Annotated in this window: 14 protein-coding genes; 6 read left to right on the forward strand and 8 right to left on the reverse strand. The window is 64.5% G+C overall.

Features of this window, described 5'->3' with window-relative positions; all coding sequences use genetic code 11:
• Window positions 1-54: 54 nt before the first annotated feature.
• Window positions 55-1443, reverse strand: a complete 1389-nt coding sequence (locus BM186_RS12665) for an L-serine ammonia-lyase (RefSeq protein WP_074915663.1) — start codon at window positions 1441-1443, stop codon at window positions 55-57.
• Window positions 1444-1626: 183 nt separating this feature from the next.
• Between BM186_RS12665 and BM186_RS12670 the strand changes: the two genes are divergently transcribed.
• Window positions 1627-2529 (forward strand): LysR family transcriptional regulator, encoded by a 903-nt coding sequence (locus BM186_RS12670; protein ID WP_074915666.1) that lies wholly within the window; start codon window positions 1627-1629, stop codon window positions 2527-2529.
• A gap of 207 nt (window positions 2530-2736) precedes the next feature.
• Here the strand turns inward: BM186_RS12670 and BM186_RS12675 are convergent, their stop codons facing one another.
• From BM186_RS12675 to folE2, 6 genes are all read right to left on the reverse strand, one after another.
• Window positions 2737-2898 (reverse strand): DUF2986 domain-containing protein, encoded by a 162-nt coding sequence (locus BM186_RS12675; protein WP_074915668.1) that lies wholly within the window; start codon window positions 2896-2898, stop codon window positions 2737-2739.
• A gap of 40 nt (window positions 2899-2938) precedes the next feature.
• The gene (locus BM186_RS12680) at window positions 2939-3493 is read right to left on the reverse strand and encodes a DUF3267 domain-containing protein (RefSeq protein ID WP_158234272.1); all 555 of its coding nucleotides are present in this window, start codon (window positions 3491-3493) and stop codon (window positions 2939-2941) included.
• A gap of 134 nt (window positions 3494-3627) precedes the next feature.
• Window positions 3628-4077 (reverse strand): hypothetical protein, encoded by a 450-nt coding sequence (locus BM186_RS12685; protein WP_074915671.1) that lies wholly within the window; start codon window positions 4075-4077, stop codon window positions 3628-3630.
• Window positions 4078-4253: 176 nt separating this feature from the next.
• Window positions 4254-4961, reverse strand: a complete 708-nt coding sequence (locus BM186_RS12690) for a 3'-5' exonuclease (protein WP_074915674.1) — start codon at window positions 4959-4961, stop codon at window positions 4254-4256.
• The gene (locus tag BM186_RS12695) at window positions 4958-6877 is read right to left on the reverse strand and encodes a DUF294 nucleotidyltransferase-like domain-containing protein (protein WP_074915676.1); all 1920 of its coding nucleotides are present in this window, start codon (window positions 6875-6877) and stop codon (window positions 4958-4960) included. Before BM186_RS12695 ends, BM186_RS12690 begins: the two co-directional genes overlap by 4 nt.
• A gap of 137 nt (window positions 6878-7014) precedes the next feature.
• Window positions 7015-7905: a GTP cyclohydrolase FolE2 gene (folE2, locus tag BM186_RS12700; protein ID WP_074915678.1), complete on the reverse strand. Its 891-nt coding sequence runs from the start codon at window positions 7903-7905 to the stop codon at window positions 7015-7017.
• Window positions 7906-7976: 71 nt separating this feature from the next.
• On the opposite strand from folE2, the gene dksA reads away from it, so the two are divergent.
• Genes dksA through BM186_RS12715 form a run of 3 tightly spaced genes read left to right on the forward strand, consistent with a single transcriptional unit; the run spans window position 7977 to window position 10264 of the window.
• Entirely contained in the window at window positions 7977-8399 is a 423-nt protein-coding gene (gene dksA / locus BM186_RS12705) for an RNA polymerase-binding protein DksA (protein WP_074915680.1), read from the forward strand.
• A 15-nt stretch (window positions 8400-8414) separates the two neighbouring features.
• Window positions 8415-9620, forward strand: coding sequence for a zinc metallochaperone GTPase ZigA (gene zigA, locus BM186_RS12710; RefSeq protein ID WP_074915682.1), 1206 nt, complete (start codon window positions 8415-8417; stop codon window positions 9618-9620).
• Entirely contained in the window at window positions 9620-10264 is a 645-nt protein-coding gene (locus BM186_RS12715) for a DUF1826 domain-containing protein (protein ID WP_074915684.1), read from the forward strand. The genes zigA and BM186_RS12715 overlap by 1 nt, the downstream gene beginning before the upstream one ends.
• Window positions 10265-10524: 260 nt before the next feature.
• Here BM186_RS12715 and BM186_RS12720 read toward each other — a convergent pair whose 3' ends face one another.
• Complete coding sequence (locus BM186_RS12720) at window positions 10525-10875, reverse strand: hypothetical protein (protein ID WP_017676203.1); 351 nt, start codon at window positions 10873-10875, stop codon at window positions 10525-10527.
• A 95-nt stretch (window positions 10876-10970) separates the two neighbouring features.
• Here BM186_RS12720 and BM186_RS12725 point away from each other — a divergent pair, with 95 nt between their 5' ends.
• Entirely contained in the window at window positions 10971-11948 is a 978-nt protein-coding gene (locus BM186_RS12725; RefSeq protein ID WP_074915686.1) for a CobW family GTP-binding protein, read from the forward strand.
• 37 nt (window positions 11949-11985) lie between these two features.
• Window positions 11986-12864, forward strand: coding sequence for an alpha/beta fold hydrolase (locus BM186_RS12730; RefSeq protein WP_074915688.1), 879 nt, complete (start codon window positions 11986-11988; stop codon window positions 12862-12864).
• Window positions 12865-12891: the final 27 nt, after the last annotated feature.

Genomic DNA, 12891 nt, shown 5'->3' on the forward strand with positions numbered 1-12891 from the left:
AAACGCCGCGAACCTGTCAGGGTCCGCGGCGTTTTCGTATCTGGCGGTCGTGCATCAGCACTCGATGATATTCACCGCCAGGCCGCCACGGGCGGTTTCCTTGTACTTGGTCAGCATGTCTGCGCCGGTCTCGCGCATGGTCTTGATCACCTTGTCCAGGCTTACGTAGTGCGAGCCATCGCCGTACAGCGCCATGCGCGCGGCGTTGATGGCTTTGACCGAAGCGATGGCGTTGCGCTCGATGCAGGGGATCTGCACCAGGCCGCCGACCGGGTCGCAGGTCAGGCCCAGGTGGTGCTCCATGCCGATTTCTGCGGCGTTCTCGACCTGCTCCGGGGTGCCGCCAAGTACCGCGCACAGCGCGCCGGCCGCCATCGAACAGGCCACGCCGACTTCACCCTGGCAGCCGACCTCGGCGCCGCTGATCGAGGCGTTTTCCTTGTACAGGATGCCGATGGCGCCGGCGGTGAGCAGGAAATCGATGATGCCGCGCTCGCTGGCGCCGGAAATGGCGTTGGCGTAGTAGTGCAGCACTGCCGGGATGATGCCGGCGGCGCCGTTGGTTGGCGCGGTGACCACGCGACCACCGGCGGCGTTCTCCTCGTTCACCGCGAGGGCCCAGAGGTTCACCCAGTCGAGCATGCGCAGCGGGTCTTCCAGGTAGCTGCGCTGGAAACCGCCCAGCTTGCGCGCCAGGATTGCGGCACGGCGGCGCACCTTGAAGCCGCCCGGCAGGATGCCCTCGGTGCGGCAGCCACGGTCGACGCAGGCCTGCATCACCTTCCAGATTTCCAGCAGGCCGGCATCGGTCTCTTCGTCGCTGCGCCAGTGGCGTTCGTTGCGGCGCATCACCTCGGCGATGCCGATGCCGTTCTCGCGCGCCAGGCGCAGCAGGTCGGCACCACTGCTGAACGGCAGCGGCAGGCTGGTGGCATCCGGGGCGATGACCTTGTGCTTGGAGCCGTCGGCGAGAATTGCCTCGCTGACCACGAAGCCGCCGCCCACCGAGTAATAGGTGGCCTCGTGCACCTGAATGCCAGTGGCATCGAAGGCGGCGAAGCGCAGGCCGTTGGCGTGGAGCGGCAGCGCCTTGCGGAACATCTTCAGGTCAGCCTTCTCGTCGAAGGCGACGGAGTGCTTGCCGGCCAGGAGGATGCGCTTGTCGCGGCGAATGGCCTCGATGTAGCCGGGCACCTGATCCACGTCGACGGTGTCCGGCTCGTAGCCGCTGAGGCCGAGCAGCACCGCCTTGTCACTGCCGTGGCCCTTGCCGGTGGCGCCCAGAGAGCCATACAGCTCGGCGGCGACACGGGTCACCTGCGGCATGTGGCCGTGGTTTTCCAGGGCGTGGGTGAACAGCGCGGCCGCCCGCATCGGGCCGACGGTGTGGGAACTGGAGGGGCCGATACCGACTTTGAACAGGTCGAAAACGCTGATAGCCATGGCGAGATTCTTCTTCTGTGGGCACGGCTGAAAACCGGGTTTTCAGCGATGCCTTCATGTGGGTGAACCACGCGCCCGGTTCAGCGCGTGTGGATATCTCTATCTAAGGCCGGCCATATCATTATGTATACTGATTTATTTTTAACCTATTCGTTAGCGACCCTTAACTATTGAGATCGCGCCATGGACATCACCCGCCTGCGCACCCTGCGTGAACTGGCCCGCTGCCGCACCATGGCGGCCGCCGCCGAGTCGCTGCACCTGACGCCTTCGGCCGTATCACAGCAGGTTGCCCAGCTCGAACGCGAGGCGGATATGGAGCTGATCGAGCGACGCGGGCGCGGCGTGGTCCTGACCCCGGCTGGCGAACGGTTGGTGGCGCATGCCGAGCGCATCCTCATGGTGCTCGACGAAGCGCGCTCGGAGCTGGCGCTGCTGCGCGGCGAAATCGCCGGTGAACTGCGCGTGGCAGCCTTCCCTTCGATCGCCGTGGCGGTGATCGCGGAAACCGTGCGCGCGTTGCGTAGCGCCTATCCTCGGCTGAACGTGGTGGTGCTGGAGCTGGAACCGCAGGAAAGCCTCAGCGCCCTCGGCGCCTGGCAGATCGACGTGGCGGTGATCGATGACCTGGCCGTGCAGCCCGACGAGAACCGCGAGAACTACGCACTGATTCCCCTGACCCAGGATCAACTGCACGTGCTGCTGCCCATCGACCATGCACTGGCCCGGCGCGACAGCCTGACCATCGCCGAGCTGCGCGACGAAGCCTGGGCGCTGGACTCCACCGGCAGCTCCTTCGGCGAATTCATCACCAACCTGTGCCGCCGCTCGGGCTACGCGCCGCGCATCAACGCGCACTGCGCCGGCTTCGAGATGGTCGCGGCCATGGTCGCTTCGGGCAACTCCATCTCCATCGTCTCCGGCCTGCGCCTGGTACGAACGCTACCTGGCGTCACCGCCGTTCCGCTGCTGCCGGATATCCAGCGCGGCGTATTTCTCGCCTACCGCAAGGGCGAGCGTGATCACCCGGCGGTGAACGTGTTTCTCGACGAGGCGGTGTACACCGCCGACAAGGTCCTCGGCTAACGCCATCCCGCCGGGCAGGACCGGCTGGGCGGCAGTCCGCTTTAGCCGCAAGGCTTTTGCTAGCCTCTCCCATTCATGGGAGACGACTGCATGGATGCAGGAGATAGAGCAACGCAGGATGCCCACGCCGAGGGGCCGGGGGAGAGGGTGCTTGTGATGGTACCCACGCTCTGCGTGGGAACGATCAAACTGTCCGTTTGCCGACTTCTACTCAGCGGGAGTGACAGGCTCTTGAGCCGCTTCAGCCTCCAACTTCGCCCTGTCAGCTTTGCTGACGTACTTGGGTTTGTTGCTTTTGGGTGCGAGCTTGGCATTGGCCTTCTTGGCGTGAGCTTCGAGCAGTTGTTTGATCTTCTTGCGGCGATTCATGGGCGTGTGCCTGTGCTGCCGTGAATGAATGGCGCTCACTCTAGCTGCGCAAGCGCCAATAGGTGTACCAACCGTTATTGATGACCTGGCTGTTCTTCGGGGTTCCCAGCAGCACCGCGAAAAAACCGAACAGATCGACGCTGGACGCGACCGCATTCCCCAAGATCAGCGCTCCCACCCACCATGCATTCGTCTGGAAGGCGATTGCCAGGAGCATGGGAACTACCGAAAGCAGCAGGAAAGGGCTGACCAGGCCGAACAGGAAATTGGCGCGGCTTCGTTCACCGTCATAATGGGCGTAGAAGACCAGATGAGACGGCCAGAAGCCCAGCGTGGTTAGCGCAGATGTACCCCGGTCGGGTTGCATTATGGCGTGTATCGCCTCGTGAGTGATGACAAGCCCTGTATAGAGCAACAGCAGCTTGTAAAACGTCAGGCCCTGAAGATCGATGGGGGTGAGCCTGAATAGCATCACGGCAAAGCTGACCGCCAGCAGAAGGCTCAGGGGAACCGCAATGAGCCAGGTTGATACCCACGGCTTGGGTTCCTTGCACGGGGTCCAGTTGCCGGCGAGAGGATCGAAGTTCTCGTTCACCGGTATCGAGCCAATTCTGAGTCTCACCATGACGCGTGCCTGCAACGAAATGAACGCGGGGCGCAGTGCTGCCCGGGCTGACGACGACAGGGAAACTGCATCGGCCGCCGTCTTCGGGCACTCAATGCCTTCCGTCAGTTCTCGATGTATTCGGAGTTGACCAACTGCGTGTGCCTCGCGGTCAGCGTTTGCCGGTTGCTATCGGAATAGATGCTGGCGATCACGGCGTAATTCGTGTGTGCAGAGATGCTCTGTACGGCGGGTGAGGTCAGCACCCACACGTTGGGGTAGGGCGATGGCGTTATTTTCTTCAGGTCTTCGAGGGGGCCCGCCAGGACAAACGGCTGCAAGCTGTCGGCTGGGTTCTGGAACTCGACCACCGCGTAGGCACTTTCCGGCAGGGTCTTGGTGATGACCAGGTTTACCCCGTAGCGATAGGTGGGCGGATTGCCCAGCGTGATCACGAACCCACCGCCGAGGGTCGTGAAATATTCGCTTTGTTCCGGCTTTGGCAGGTTGGAGAGCGATGCGCAGGCGGCCAGGAGAAAAGACGCGAGGATGATGACGGGCAAGGTTTTTTTCATGAAGTCCCTTTGATGAGCAGTCCTGTGGCAGTGCTTGGCGCAGCACTCGAGCTGCGCTTCAGCCGGGACAGACGCTAGAGCATTTGCCCTGACGTGTCCATGCGATGAGATCGGCCCGTGCGCCAGCAGCGCCCGGCATGCGCGAATACGCGAATAGAAGCGCCGCGCCGGGGCAATCAGCTCCAGAGCTCCCCAACCGGCGTATGCGCCGGGCAGTGCCTCGCCACCTGCGCTTGCAGCAGTTCTCCACAGGCCAGCGCGTCGGTCAGCGCATGGTGTGCGGAGTAGAGCGGAAGGCCATAGCGCAGGCGGCTGTCGGCCAGGCGGATGGAGGTGGGCTCACGACCGCGCAGGCGATCCCACCAGCTTACGGTGCGTTTGGGATGCAGGCGGGCTTCCAGCTCCATGGTGTCGATGATGGGGAAGATCAGCCCTTCGCCCAGGTGCTGGCGCACGGCCTGGTCAAGGAAGCTGCGCTCGATATTACGGTAGTGCGCCACCACCACCTTGCCGGCCAGGGCTTCGAGCAGTTCGTCGAGCACACTGGCCAGGCGTGGGGCGTGGCGGATGTCGCTGTGGGTAATGTGGTGGAAGGTGACCGATTCGGCGTTCAACTCGCCGGTGGGCTTGACCACCCAATAGCGCGCCTCGCTGCAGCGTATGCGTTGCAGGCTCAGCGGTACCAGGCCAAGGCTGACGATGGCGTGCTCACGCGGGTCGAGGCCGGTGGTTTCCACGTCCAGTGCCACCAGCGGGACATCCTGCAGCGGCGTATCGGCCGCGACGCAGCCGGCGCCGTAGTAGGCGCGCAGGCGCGGGTCGCGGCTGCTGTCGGCGAGGCTGGCGAACAGTTGCGGCCAGTCTTGGGCCGCGCGCTCACTCATCGTGGACGGCTCGCCGGTTGCGCCGGGTAGCGAAAGCGCAGGAACTTCTGCGCGTTGCTGATCACCTGGAAGGCTTCCTTGAGGTGCTGGCGTTCGCTGGCGCTGAACTGTTCCGGCTCGATGTAGTTGCTTGGCGCGTTGCCGGCCTCTACTTCACGGGCCTGGTGGCGCACGCGCACCAGGCTGAGGAACTCGAAGGCGTAGCGCAGGTGCTCCAGCGCTTCCTTGGGCAACAGTTTGGTGGCGGCGATGGCGTCGAGGCGATCCAGCGAGTTCTGTGCCTTGGAACCACAAGCCAGGGCGTGTACGCGGATCAGGTCGGTAAGCGGCGCAGTACCGCGGCCCTTGAGGTTGATGATGTTGCGGTGGCGGCCGTCGGTTTCCATCACGAAGGTGCGGAAGAAGCCCAGCGGCGGCGTGCGGTTGAGCGCATTACGTGCCAGCGCGGCGAGGAAAGCGGGACTGGCGCTGGCCTTCTGTGCCAGCAGGTCCTTGAGGTTTTCCACCAGCTCGGTTTCGCCGGAGAGGCCGTCGAGGTCGAAGAAGATGCTGGCGTTGAGCAGGGTTTCCGGGTTGGGCCGCTCGATCCACTCGCTGAAGTACTGCCGCCACACCTTCAGCGGCTGCCGCCATCTGGGATTGGTGGCCATGATGCCGCCCTTGCAGTAGCTGTAGCCGCAGGCGGCCAGACCGTCGCTGACGAACTGCGCCAGTTCGGCGAAGTAGGCGTCGTGCTCATCTGCATCGAAGCGGTCGTCGAGCACCAGGGCGTTATCCTGGTCGGTGAGCAGCAGTTGCTCGTCGCGGGCCATGGAGCCGGCAGCCATGAAGCAGTAGGGCACCGGGGGCGGACCGAGCTTCTGTTCGGCCAGCTCCAGCAGGCGCTGGCTGAAGGCGCGGCCGATACCGCTCATGGCGCTGCCGACCATGTGCGCGCTGGCGTCGTCGGCGACCATGCGTACGAAGGTGGCGCGCAGGTCCGGCAGCAGGCTCTTGAGGCCGTCCACCGAGGTCTTGTTGAAGATGCCGTTGACCAGATACAGGCTGCTGCGTGACTCGTAGCGGATGATGTCGGCCAGCGCCACCACGCCCACCGGGCGGCGGCGATGCAGCACCGGCAGATGGTGGATGTTGTTGCGCAGCATGCACAGCATGGCCTCGAACACCGAGTCGTCGGCCTGCAGGGTGATGGGGTTGGGCGTCATGATCTGGCTGACCGGGGTATCGCTGGGCAGGCCGGCGGCGACCACGCGGGTGCGCAGGTCGCGGTCGGTGAGGATGCCGGCCATGACCTGGCTCTGCTGGTCGGCCACCTCCACCTGACTCGGGTCGGGCCAGCGCGTGCCGGGGTCGACGACGATCACCGAGGATACGCTGTGTTCGGTCATCACCTGCGCTACCTGCTGGATCGGCGTATCCAGCGGCACGCTGATCGCACTGCGCGAGATCAGCTTGCGCACCTTGATCTTCATCAGCTCGCTGGCCTTGCCGTGGCTGTCTTCCAGGGCGGATTTCAGACGCGACTGGCCTTCGGCTTCGACGAAGTCGGCGAAGCTGTCGAACTGCTCGCAGAGCTGATGGAACAGCGCGCCGGGGATGAAGTAGATCAGGCTGTCTTCGATCGCGGTGGCACCCAGGCGTACCTTGTTGCCGCGCAGCAGGCCGGCCTGGCCGAAGATGTCGCCCTCGGTGAGGCGGTTGTGCAGTTCGCCGCCACGCCGGTGGATTTCCACCGCGCCGCTGCGCACGTAATGCAGCTCGTGGATCGGCGCACCGACGGCGAGGATTTCGCTACCGGCCTTGAAGTAGCCCACCTGCACCTGGCGGGCGATCTCGTCGAGAGTTTGTTCCGGCAGGTTGTCGAAGGGGGCGTAGCGATTCAGGTGGTCGCGGATCTCGATCAGTTCGATCTGCATGCGGTGTCCTTTACAGCGTGGGCGTCTATCTAAGCACAGACGCCGCCGGCTTTGCCCGGTTCCAGGCCGATCAAGCAGCCGCTCCGGGAATGGCCGTTACCCGCTCAGGATAGCCACAGCGCCCACCGCATGCCTGTTCAACACCAATTCCAGCTGCTTTCGGCCACCGCGTCGTGGGCGTGCAGGCTTTCCGCGTGGACGACCTTGAGGCGGAAGGCGCTGGCCTGCGGCAACTGGCGCAGGGCGCGGTGCAAACGGCGTGCGGCGTCTTCGCAGAACATCAGGTTCTGTCCGTTGGCAAGGGCAAAGGCCTGTTCGTCGGCGCGTTTTACAGCCGTTTGTACCGGTGTGCCGAGGGCGTGTTCGGCGCTATCGATCAGTGCCAGCACGGGCAGTTCGATGCAGTCGGGCGCCAGGCGCAGTTGCAGGGTCGCCGTGCTGCGCTGGCTGTGCGGGGTGGCGACGATACCCTGGGTCGAGCCGAGCCAGTCGAGCACGCTGGAGTAATCCACCTGCTGGTCGGGAAAGTCCCAGGCGAAGCGTTGCTGGATCAGCTGCCGTGCCAGCGCCGCCGAGCAAGGGCAGGTGGAGGAGTAACCGACCTCGACCTGTAATTCGATGTTCACGCCGCGACCGTCCTGACGAGCACGTACCTCGAAGGGGTAGCCCTTCCAACCGTTCAATGGGCTGACCAGCGCCGGACGCTTGAGTGGTACCTCGCCGCGCAGAGTCAGGGTGGCGCTGTCGGACAGCTCCTGGTGACTGCTCAGGCAGTCGTCCAGCACCTGCAACACCGCCGGCACGTTCAATGGCTGATGCACCAGCCGCTGCGCCGCCAGGTATAGGCGCGACATGTGGATGCCGCGCGCGCCGGCATCGTCGAGGCTCACGCCGATATCGACGCTGGCGGTCACGGCGGCGTCCGCCAGACGAATGGGCAGGGCGATGCCGGCCATGCCGACCCAGTCCAGCGGCAGCTCATGGTGGGTGGCTTGGGCGGCAATATCCGGCAGAGGCTGTTCGTTCATCGCAAATCCGTGGGTTGCTTTCAGAAATAAATGTTATGTTATAACAATTAAAACAAGCTAGCCGATTTGCCATGACCCTGACCGCGACCACCGAAGCCGAACTGCTGGCCCAGCCAGCCAATGACTACATGAACGATGCCCAACAGCAGTTCTTCCGCGAGCTGCTGCTGACCCAGCGTGCCGAGTTGCAGGCGCGCATCGACGAGGAATTCACCGAGCTGCGCCAACCCGAGATCAGCAGCGACGTCGCCGATATCGGCGCCGCCGAGGAACAGCGCCAGTGGCAGCTGCGCCTGCTGGAGCGGGAAAAGAAGCTGCTGGACAAGATCGACCAGGCGCTCGAACGCCTGGCGCGTGGCGAATACGGCTGGTGCGCCGAGACCGGCGAACCCATCGGCCTGAAGCGCTTGCTGCTGCGCCCCACCGCGACCCTGTGCATCGAAGCCAAGGAGCGCCAGGAGCAGCGCGAAAAACATCAGCGTGACCGTGACTGAACGAGGAACACCCCCATGAATCAGCGTCTACCCGTTACCGTGCTGTCCGGCTTTCTCGGCGCCGGCAAGAGCACCCTGCTCAACCATGTGCTGAAGAATCGCGAAGGCCGCAAGGTCGCGGTGATCGTCAACGACATGAGCGAAATCAACATCGACGGTGCCACCGTCCAGCAGGACGTCAGCCTCAACCGTGCCGAAGAGAAGCTGGTTGAAATGAGCAACGGCTGCATCTGCTGCACCCTGCGCGAAGACCTGCTCGACGAGGTCAGCCGCCTGGCCAGCGAAGGCCGCTTCGACTACCTGCTGATCGAGTCCACCGGCATCAGCGAGCCGCTGCCGGTGGCCGAGACCTTCACCTTCCGCGACGAGCAGGGGCGCAGCCTGTCCGACCTGGCGCGGCTGGACACCATGGTCACGGTGGTCGACGGGGTGAACTTCCTGCGCGATTTCCATGAGGCAGACAGCCTGGCCAGCCGTGGCGAAACCCTGGACGAGGAGGACGAACGCTCGATCACCGACCTGCTGATCGAGCAGGTGGAGTTCGCCGACGTCATCCTCATCAGCAAGATCGACCTGATCAGCCAGGCCGAGCGCGAGGAGTTGATGGCCATCCTGCGCGGGCTCAACACCCACGCCGACATCCAGGCCATGAGCATGGGGCAGATCGCCCTGGACAAGATCCTCGACACCGGCCGCTTCGACTTCGACCGCGCCTCGCAGGCACCGGGTTGGCTCAAGGAACTGCGTGGCGAGCACGTGCCGGAAACCGAGGAATATGGCATCGCCTCCAGCGCTTACCGTGCGCGCCGGCCGTTCCATCCGCAACGTTTCTTCGACTTCCTCTCTCAGGAATGGCGCAATGGCCGCCTGCTGCGCTCCAAGGGCTTTTTCTGGCTGGCCAGCAAATATCAGGAGGCTGGCAGCTGGTCGCAGGCCGGCGGGCTGATGCGCCATGGTCTGGCCGGGCGCTGGTGGCGCTTCGTGCCCAAGCAGCACTGGCCGCAGGACGAGGAAGGTCTGCAGACGATCATGAAGCACTGGAGTGCCGAGGTCGGCGACTGCCGTCAGGAGCTGGTGTTCATTGGCCAGAACATCGACTTCGCGCGGCTGACCGCCGAGCTGGACGCCTGCCTGCTCAGCGACGAGGAAATGGCCGGTGGCCCGGAAGCCTGGCGCCTGCTCGCTGACCCCTTCGGGGCCTGGCAGCAGGAGGCCGCCTGATGTTCGCCCTGCAGTTGCCGAAAGTGTCCCGGCAGGTGCTGGGCGAGGATATTCAGGTGCTCAGCGAGGTGCTGCATGACGGCGTCAATCTGGCCGTCTGGCAGCGCCGCCTGCCGGCGCAGATCGCCGACTTCGCCGACGGGCTACTGGCGCAAGGTGAACCGCTGGCGCAGTCCATGACCCTGGAGCTGCCGCGCGCGGACAGCGAGCCGAACCTCGATGGTCTGGTGGCGCAGTACGCCGATCTGCCGGGCCAGGCGGCCTTTCTCGCCGACGTGGCCTGGCTGGTGCGGGCCTACGCCTGTCTGCTCGATGCCGAGCGCATCGGCCTGCGCTTGCGCGCGCTGGACAAGGCCATGTGCCCGCGTTTTCACGTCGACCATGTGCCAGTGCGGCTGATCACCAGCTATGCCGGTGTCGGCAGCGACTGGCTGGAGGAGGGCGCTATGCCGCGCAGCAAGCTCGGTCAGCCGGATGAAGAGCCGCAGGACGAGGCGTTGATCCAGCGTCTCGACGCCGGCCATGTAGCGCTGGCCAAGGGCGAGAAGTGGCGGGGTAACGAGGGGCGTGGGTTGATTCACCGTTCGCCGCAACCACCTGCCGGGCAGCGACGCTTGCTGTTGACCTTGGACTGGTTGGCCTGAGTCGCGCGAAGCCGCGTTGCGTAGGGTGCGCTGTGCGCACCGTGAACACCGAGGCGTTTGCTGGTGCGCACAGCGCACCCTACGGATAGCGGGGAACCACTAAAAAATAGGCCGGAGCGACTGCCCCGGCCTTAAGCACCAAGAGATCATGTCGACGCGTGACTCGACATGAGGGTTACGTGAGGTACCCGCAGCCATTAGGCGCTCTTTGGATGACGCTTTGATGTCAGCAGTGGCCTGTTTTCTCGCTGGGCGAGTGTTCAGGGTTTGATCCACGTGCCCTGATACTGGCTGGTGCAGGCCGGCTCCAGGTACAACGCGTCGCTGGCCACGCCGTAGTAGTGGATGTCCTGCAGGTACATACCACTACCGGCGCGCGCGTTCTGGCAGACGCCGTGGGCACCCTTGGGGCACTGCTCGACGAACTCCACCTCGACCGTCTGGCCTTGCAACTGCGGCTGGCAGAAGCCCTCACGAAACAGCGTGGCGGGGATGTTGCGGTTCTCCTGGCAGACCTTCACATCCAGACGCTCGGCCTGACTATGCACCACGCAGGCTTCGGCCAGGGCCAGGCCCGGCAGCAGGGAAAACAGCAACAGCCATGCACGCATCGTTTCGACTCCCGAAAAACTGCCGGCGAATCTAACATGCCGCTTCTTTGCAGTCTGTGCTGGCACTTGTCTGGCGAACCACCGAACATACCTTCATGCTCAGTCAAATCCCTACCCACCTCATTGCCGGCCCGCTCGGTGCCGGCAAGACCACGTTGATCCGTCACCTGCTGGCGCAGAAAGCGGCGGGCGAGCGCTGGGCGGTGCTGATCAACGAATTCGGCCAGATAGGCCTGGACGCCGCCTTGCTCGAGCAAGGCGACGACGGTATCGCCATGGCCGAAGTGGCAGGTGGTTGCCTGTGCTGCGTCAATGGCGCGCCGTTTCAGGTTGGCCTCGGGCGCCTGCTGCGCAAGGCCAGGCCCGACCGTCTGTTGATCGAGCCGTCCGGCCTGGGGCATCCGGCGCAGTTGCTGGCGCAATTGCGTCAGCCGCCCTGGCTCGGTGTGTTGGCCGTGCAACCGGCACTGATGGTGGTGGATGCTGCCGCGCTGGCTAGCGGTCAGCCGCTGCCGGACGTGCAGCGTCAGGCGCTGGATGAGACCGGCTTGCTGCTGTTGAACAAGAGCGAAGGCTTGGACGCCGAGGCGCGAGCGCGGATTGCTACCGATCTGCCATCCATGCCGCTGCACTGGACCGCGCAGGGTCGGCTCGACCTGGCCCTGTTGCCGGGACTGGCGGCGCAGGCCTCGCCCATCGAGGTGAGCGCCGAGTTACCCGCAGCTGCACCTGGCCTGGCGCAGATCTGGCGCAATGCCGCCGAGCCGATCTGCCTGGTGCAGGATCAGGTCGAGGGCTGGAGCATTGGCTGGCGCTGGCACCCGAGCCAATGCTTCGACCTCGAGCAGGTCCGCCGCTGGCTTCAGAAGCTGGGTTGGCGCAGAGCCAAGGCCGTGCTGCACGGCGCAGAAGGCTGGCACTCGTTGAATGCCTTGCGGGGGCAAGCGCCGGAGGCCTGGGGCGCAAGTGAATGGCGCAAGGATTCGCGGCTGGAGTTGATCTTCGATCAGGCACAGAACGTCGACGTGCTGACTGCCTCCTTCGCCACCTGCCGAATCCCTGCGACAGACTGATAAACTCGCCGCGCTTTCGTCGCTGTGGATAACCTCAATGCAACTGCTGTCCTGGTCTCATGACACCTCTGCCGGCTTCACCCTGCGCGGCTGGCACACGCCGCCGTCGGGCAAGCCGCTGCTGCATTTCCTGCACGGCAATGGCTATTGCGGGCGTGTCTACACGCCGCTGCTGGCGCTGCTGGCCGAGGACTTCGACCTCTGGCTGAGCGATTTGCAGGGCCATGGTGACAGTGACCATGGCGGCCGCTTTCACGGCTGGAACCGCAGCGCCGAGCTGGCGGTGGAAGCCTTTGCTGCCCTGCGTGGGTCGTTCGGTGAAGTACCGCACTTCGCCCTTGGCCACAGCTTTGGCGGCGTGCTTACCAGCTTGATTCTGGCGCGCCATCCCGAGCTGTTCCGCCGTGCTGTGCTGCTCGATCCGGTGCTGTTCAGCCCGGCGATGATCGGCGTGATGGCGCTGTCCGATGTGGTCGGTCTGGCGCAGCGCACCGGTATGGCGAAAAAGGCGCAGAAGCGTCGCCGGCAATGGCCGGATCGTGCCAGCGCGCATGCCGCACTGCATGGCCGTGGCATGTTCCGTGGTTGGGACGAGGCAGCGTTCGACGCCTATATCGAGCATGCACTGAAGGATGTCGAGGGCTGTGTCGAGCTCAAGTGTCGACCCAGCCGCGAGGCCGATATCTTCGGTTCCTTCCCGCGGCGCCTGTGGCCTTCGCTGGCCAAGGTGACGACGCCAACCGAAGTGATTCACGGCTCGCGTACCTACCCCTTCGTTGCCAAGTCCGTGGCGCGCTGGTGCGCGAGCAACCCCCATGTGCGCAGTCAGGTGGTGCCGGGTGGGCACTGTTTCATGCAGGAGCAACCGGCAGACAGCGCCGAGCGCGTGGCCGACTTTCTACTGCAGCGCAGTTGATAGGTTTCTACATCATGTAGGCGCCGG

This window comes from Ectopseudomonas toyotomiensis (assembly GCF_900115695.1).
GTDB classification, from domain to species: domain Bacteria; phylum Pseudomonadota; class Gammaproteobacteria; order Pseudomonadales; family Pseudomonadaceae; genus Aquipseudomonas; species Aquipseudomonas toyotomiensis.

Excerpts from the sequence above, each read along its gene's own strand:
- BM186_RS12690 (WP_074915674.1), bottom strand. The coding sequence starts at position 4,961 with ATGAGTGAGCGCGCGGCCCAAGACTGGCCGCAACTGTTCGCCAGCCTC.
- BM186_RS12715 (WP_074915684.1), top strand. The coding sequence starts at position 9,620 with ATGTTCGCCCTGCAGTTGCCGAAAGTGTCCCGGCAGGTGCTGGGCGAG.
- BM186_RS12670 (WP_074915666.1), top strand. The coding sequence starts at position 1,627 with ATGGACATCACCCGCCTGCGCACCCTGCGTGAACTGGCCCGCTGCCGC.
- BM186_RS12685 (WP_074915671.1), bottom strand. The coding sequence starts at position 4,077 with ATGAAAAAAACCTTGCCCGTCATCATCCTCGCGTCTTTTCTCCTGGCC.
- BM186_RS12720 (WP_017676203.1), bottom strand. The coding sequence starts at position 10,875 with ATGCGTGCATGGCTGTTGCTGTTTTCCCTGCTGCCGGGCCTGGCCCTG.
- folE2 (WP_074915678.1), bottom strand. The coding sequence starts at position 7,905 with ATGAACGAACAGCCTCTGCCGGATATTGCCGCCCAAGCCACCCACCAT.
- BM186_RS12695 (WP_074915676.1), bottom strand. The coding sequence starts at position 6,877 with ATGCAGATCGAACTGATCGAGATCCGCGACCACCTGAATCGCTACGCC.
- BM186_RS12725 (WP_074915686.1), top strand. The coding sequence starts at position 10,971 with ATGCTCAGTCAAATCCCTACCCACCTCATTGCCGGCCCGCTCGGTGCC.
- BM186_RS12665 (WP_074915663.1), bottom strand. The coding sequence starts at position 1,443 with ATGGCTATCAGCGTTTTCGACCTGTTCAAAGTCGGTATCGGCCCCTCC.
- dksA (WP_074915680.1), top strand. The coding sequence starts at position 7,977 with ATGACCCTGACCGCGACCACCGAAGCCGAACTGCTGGCCCAGCCAGCC.
- zigA (WP_074915682.1), top strand. The coding sequence starts at position 8,415 with ATGAATCAGCGTCTACCCGTTACCGTGCTGTCCGGCTTTCTCGGCGCC.
- BM186_RS12730 (WP_074915688.1), top strand. The coding sequence starts at position 11,986 with ATGCAACTGCTGTCCTGGTCTCATGACACCTCTGCCGGCTTCACCCTG.
- BM186_RS12675 (WP_074915668.1), bottom strand. The coding sequence starts at position 2,898 with ATGAATCGCCGCAAGAAGATCAAACAACTGCTCGAAGCTCACGCCAAG.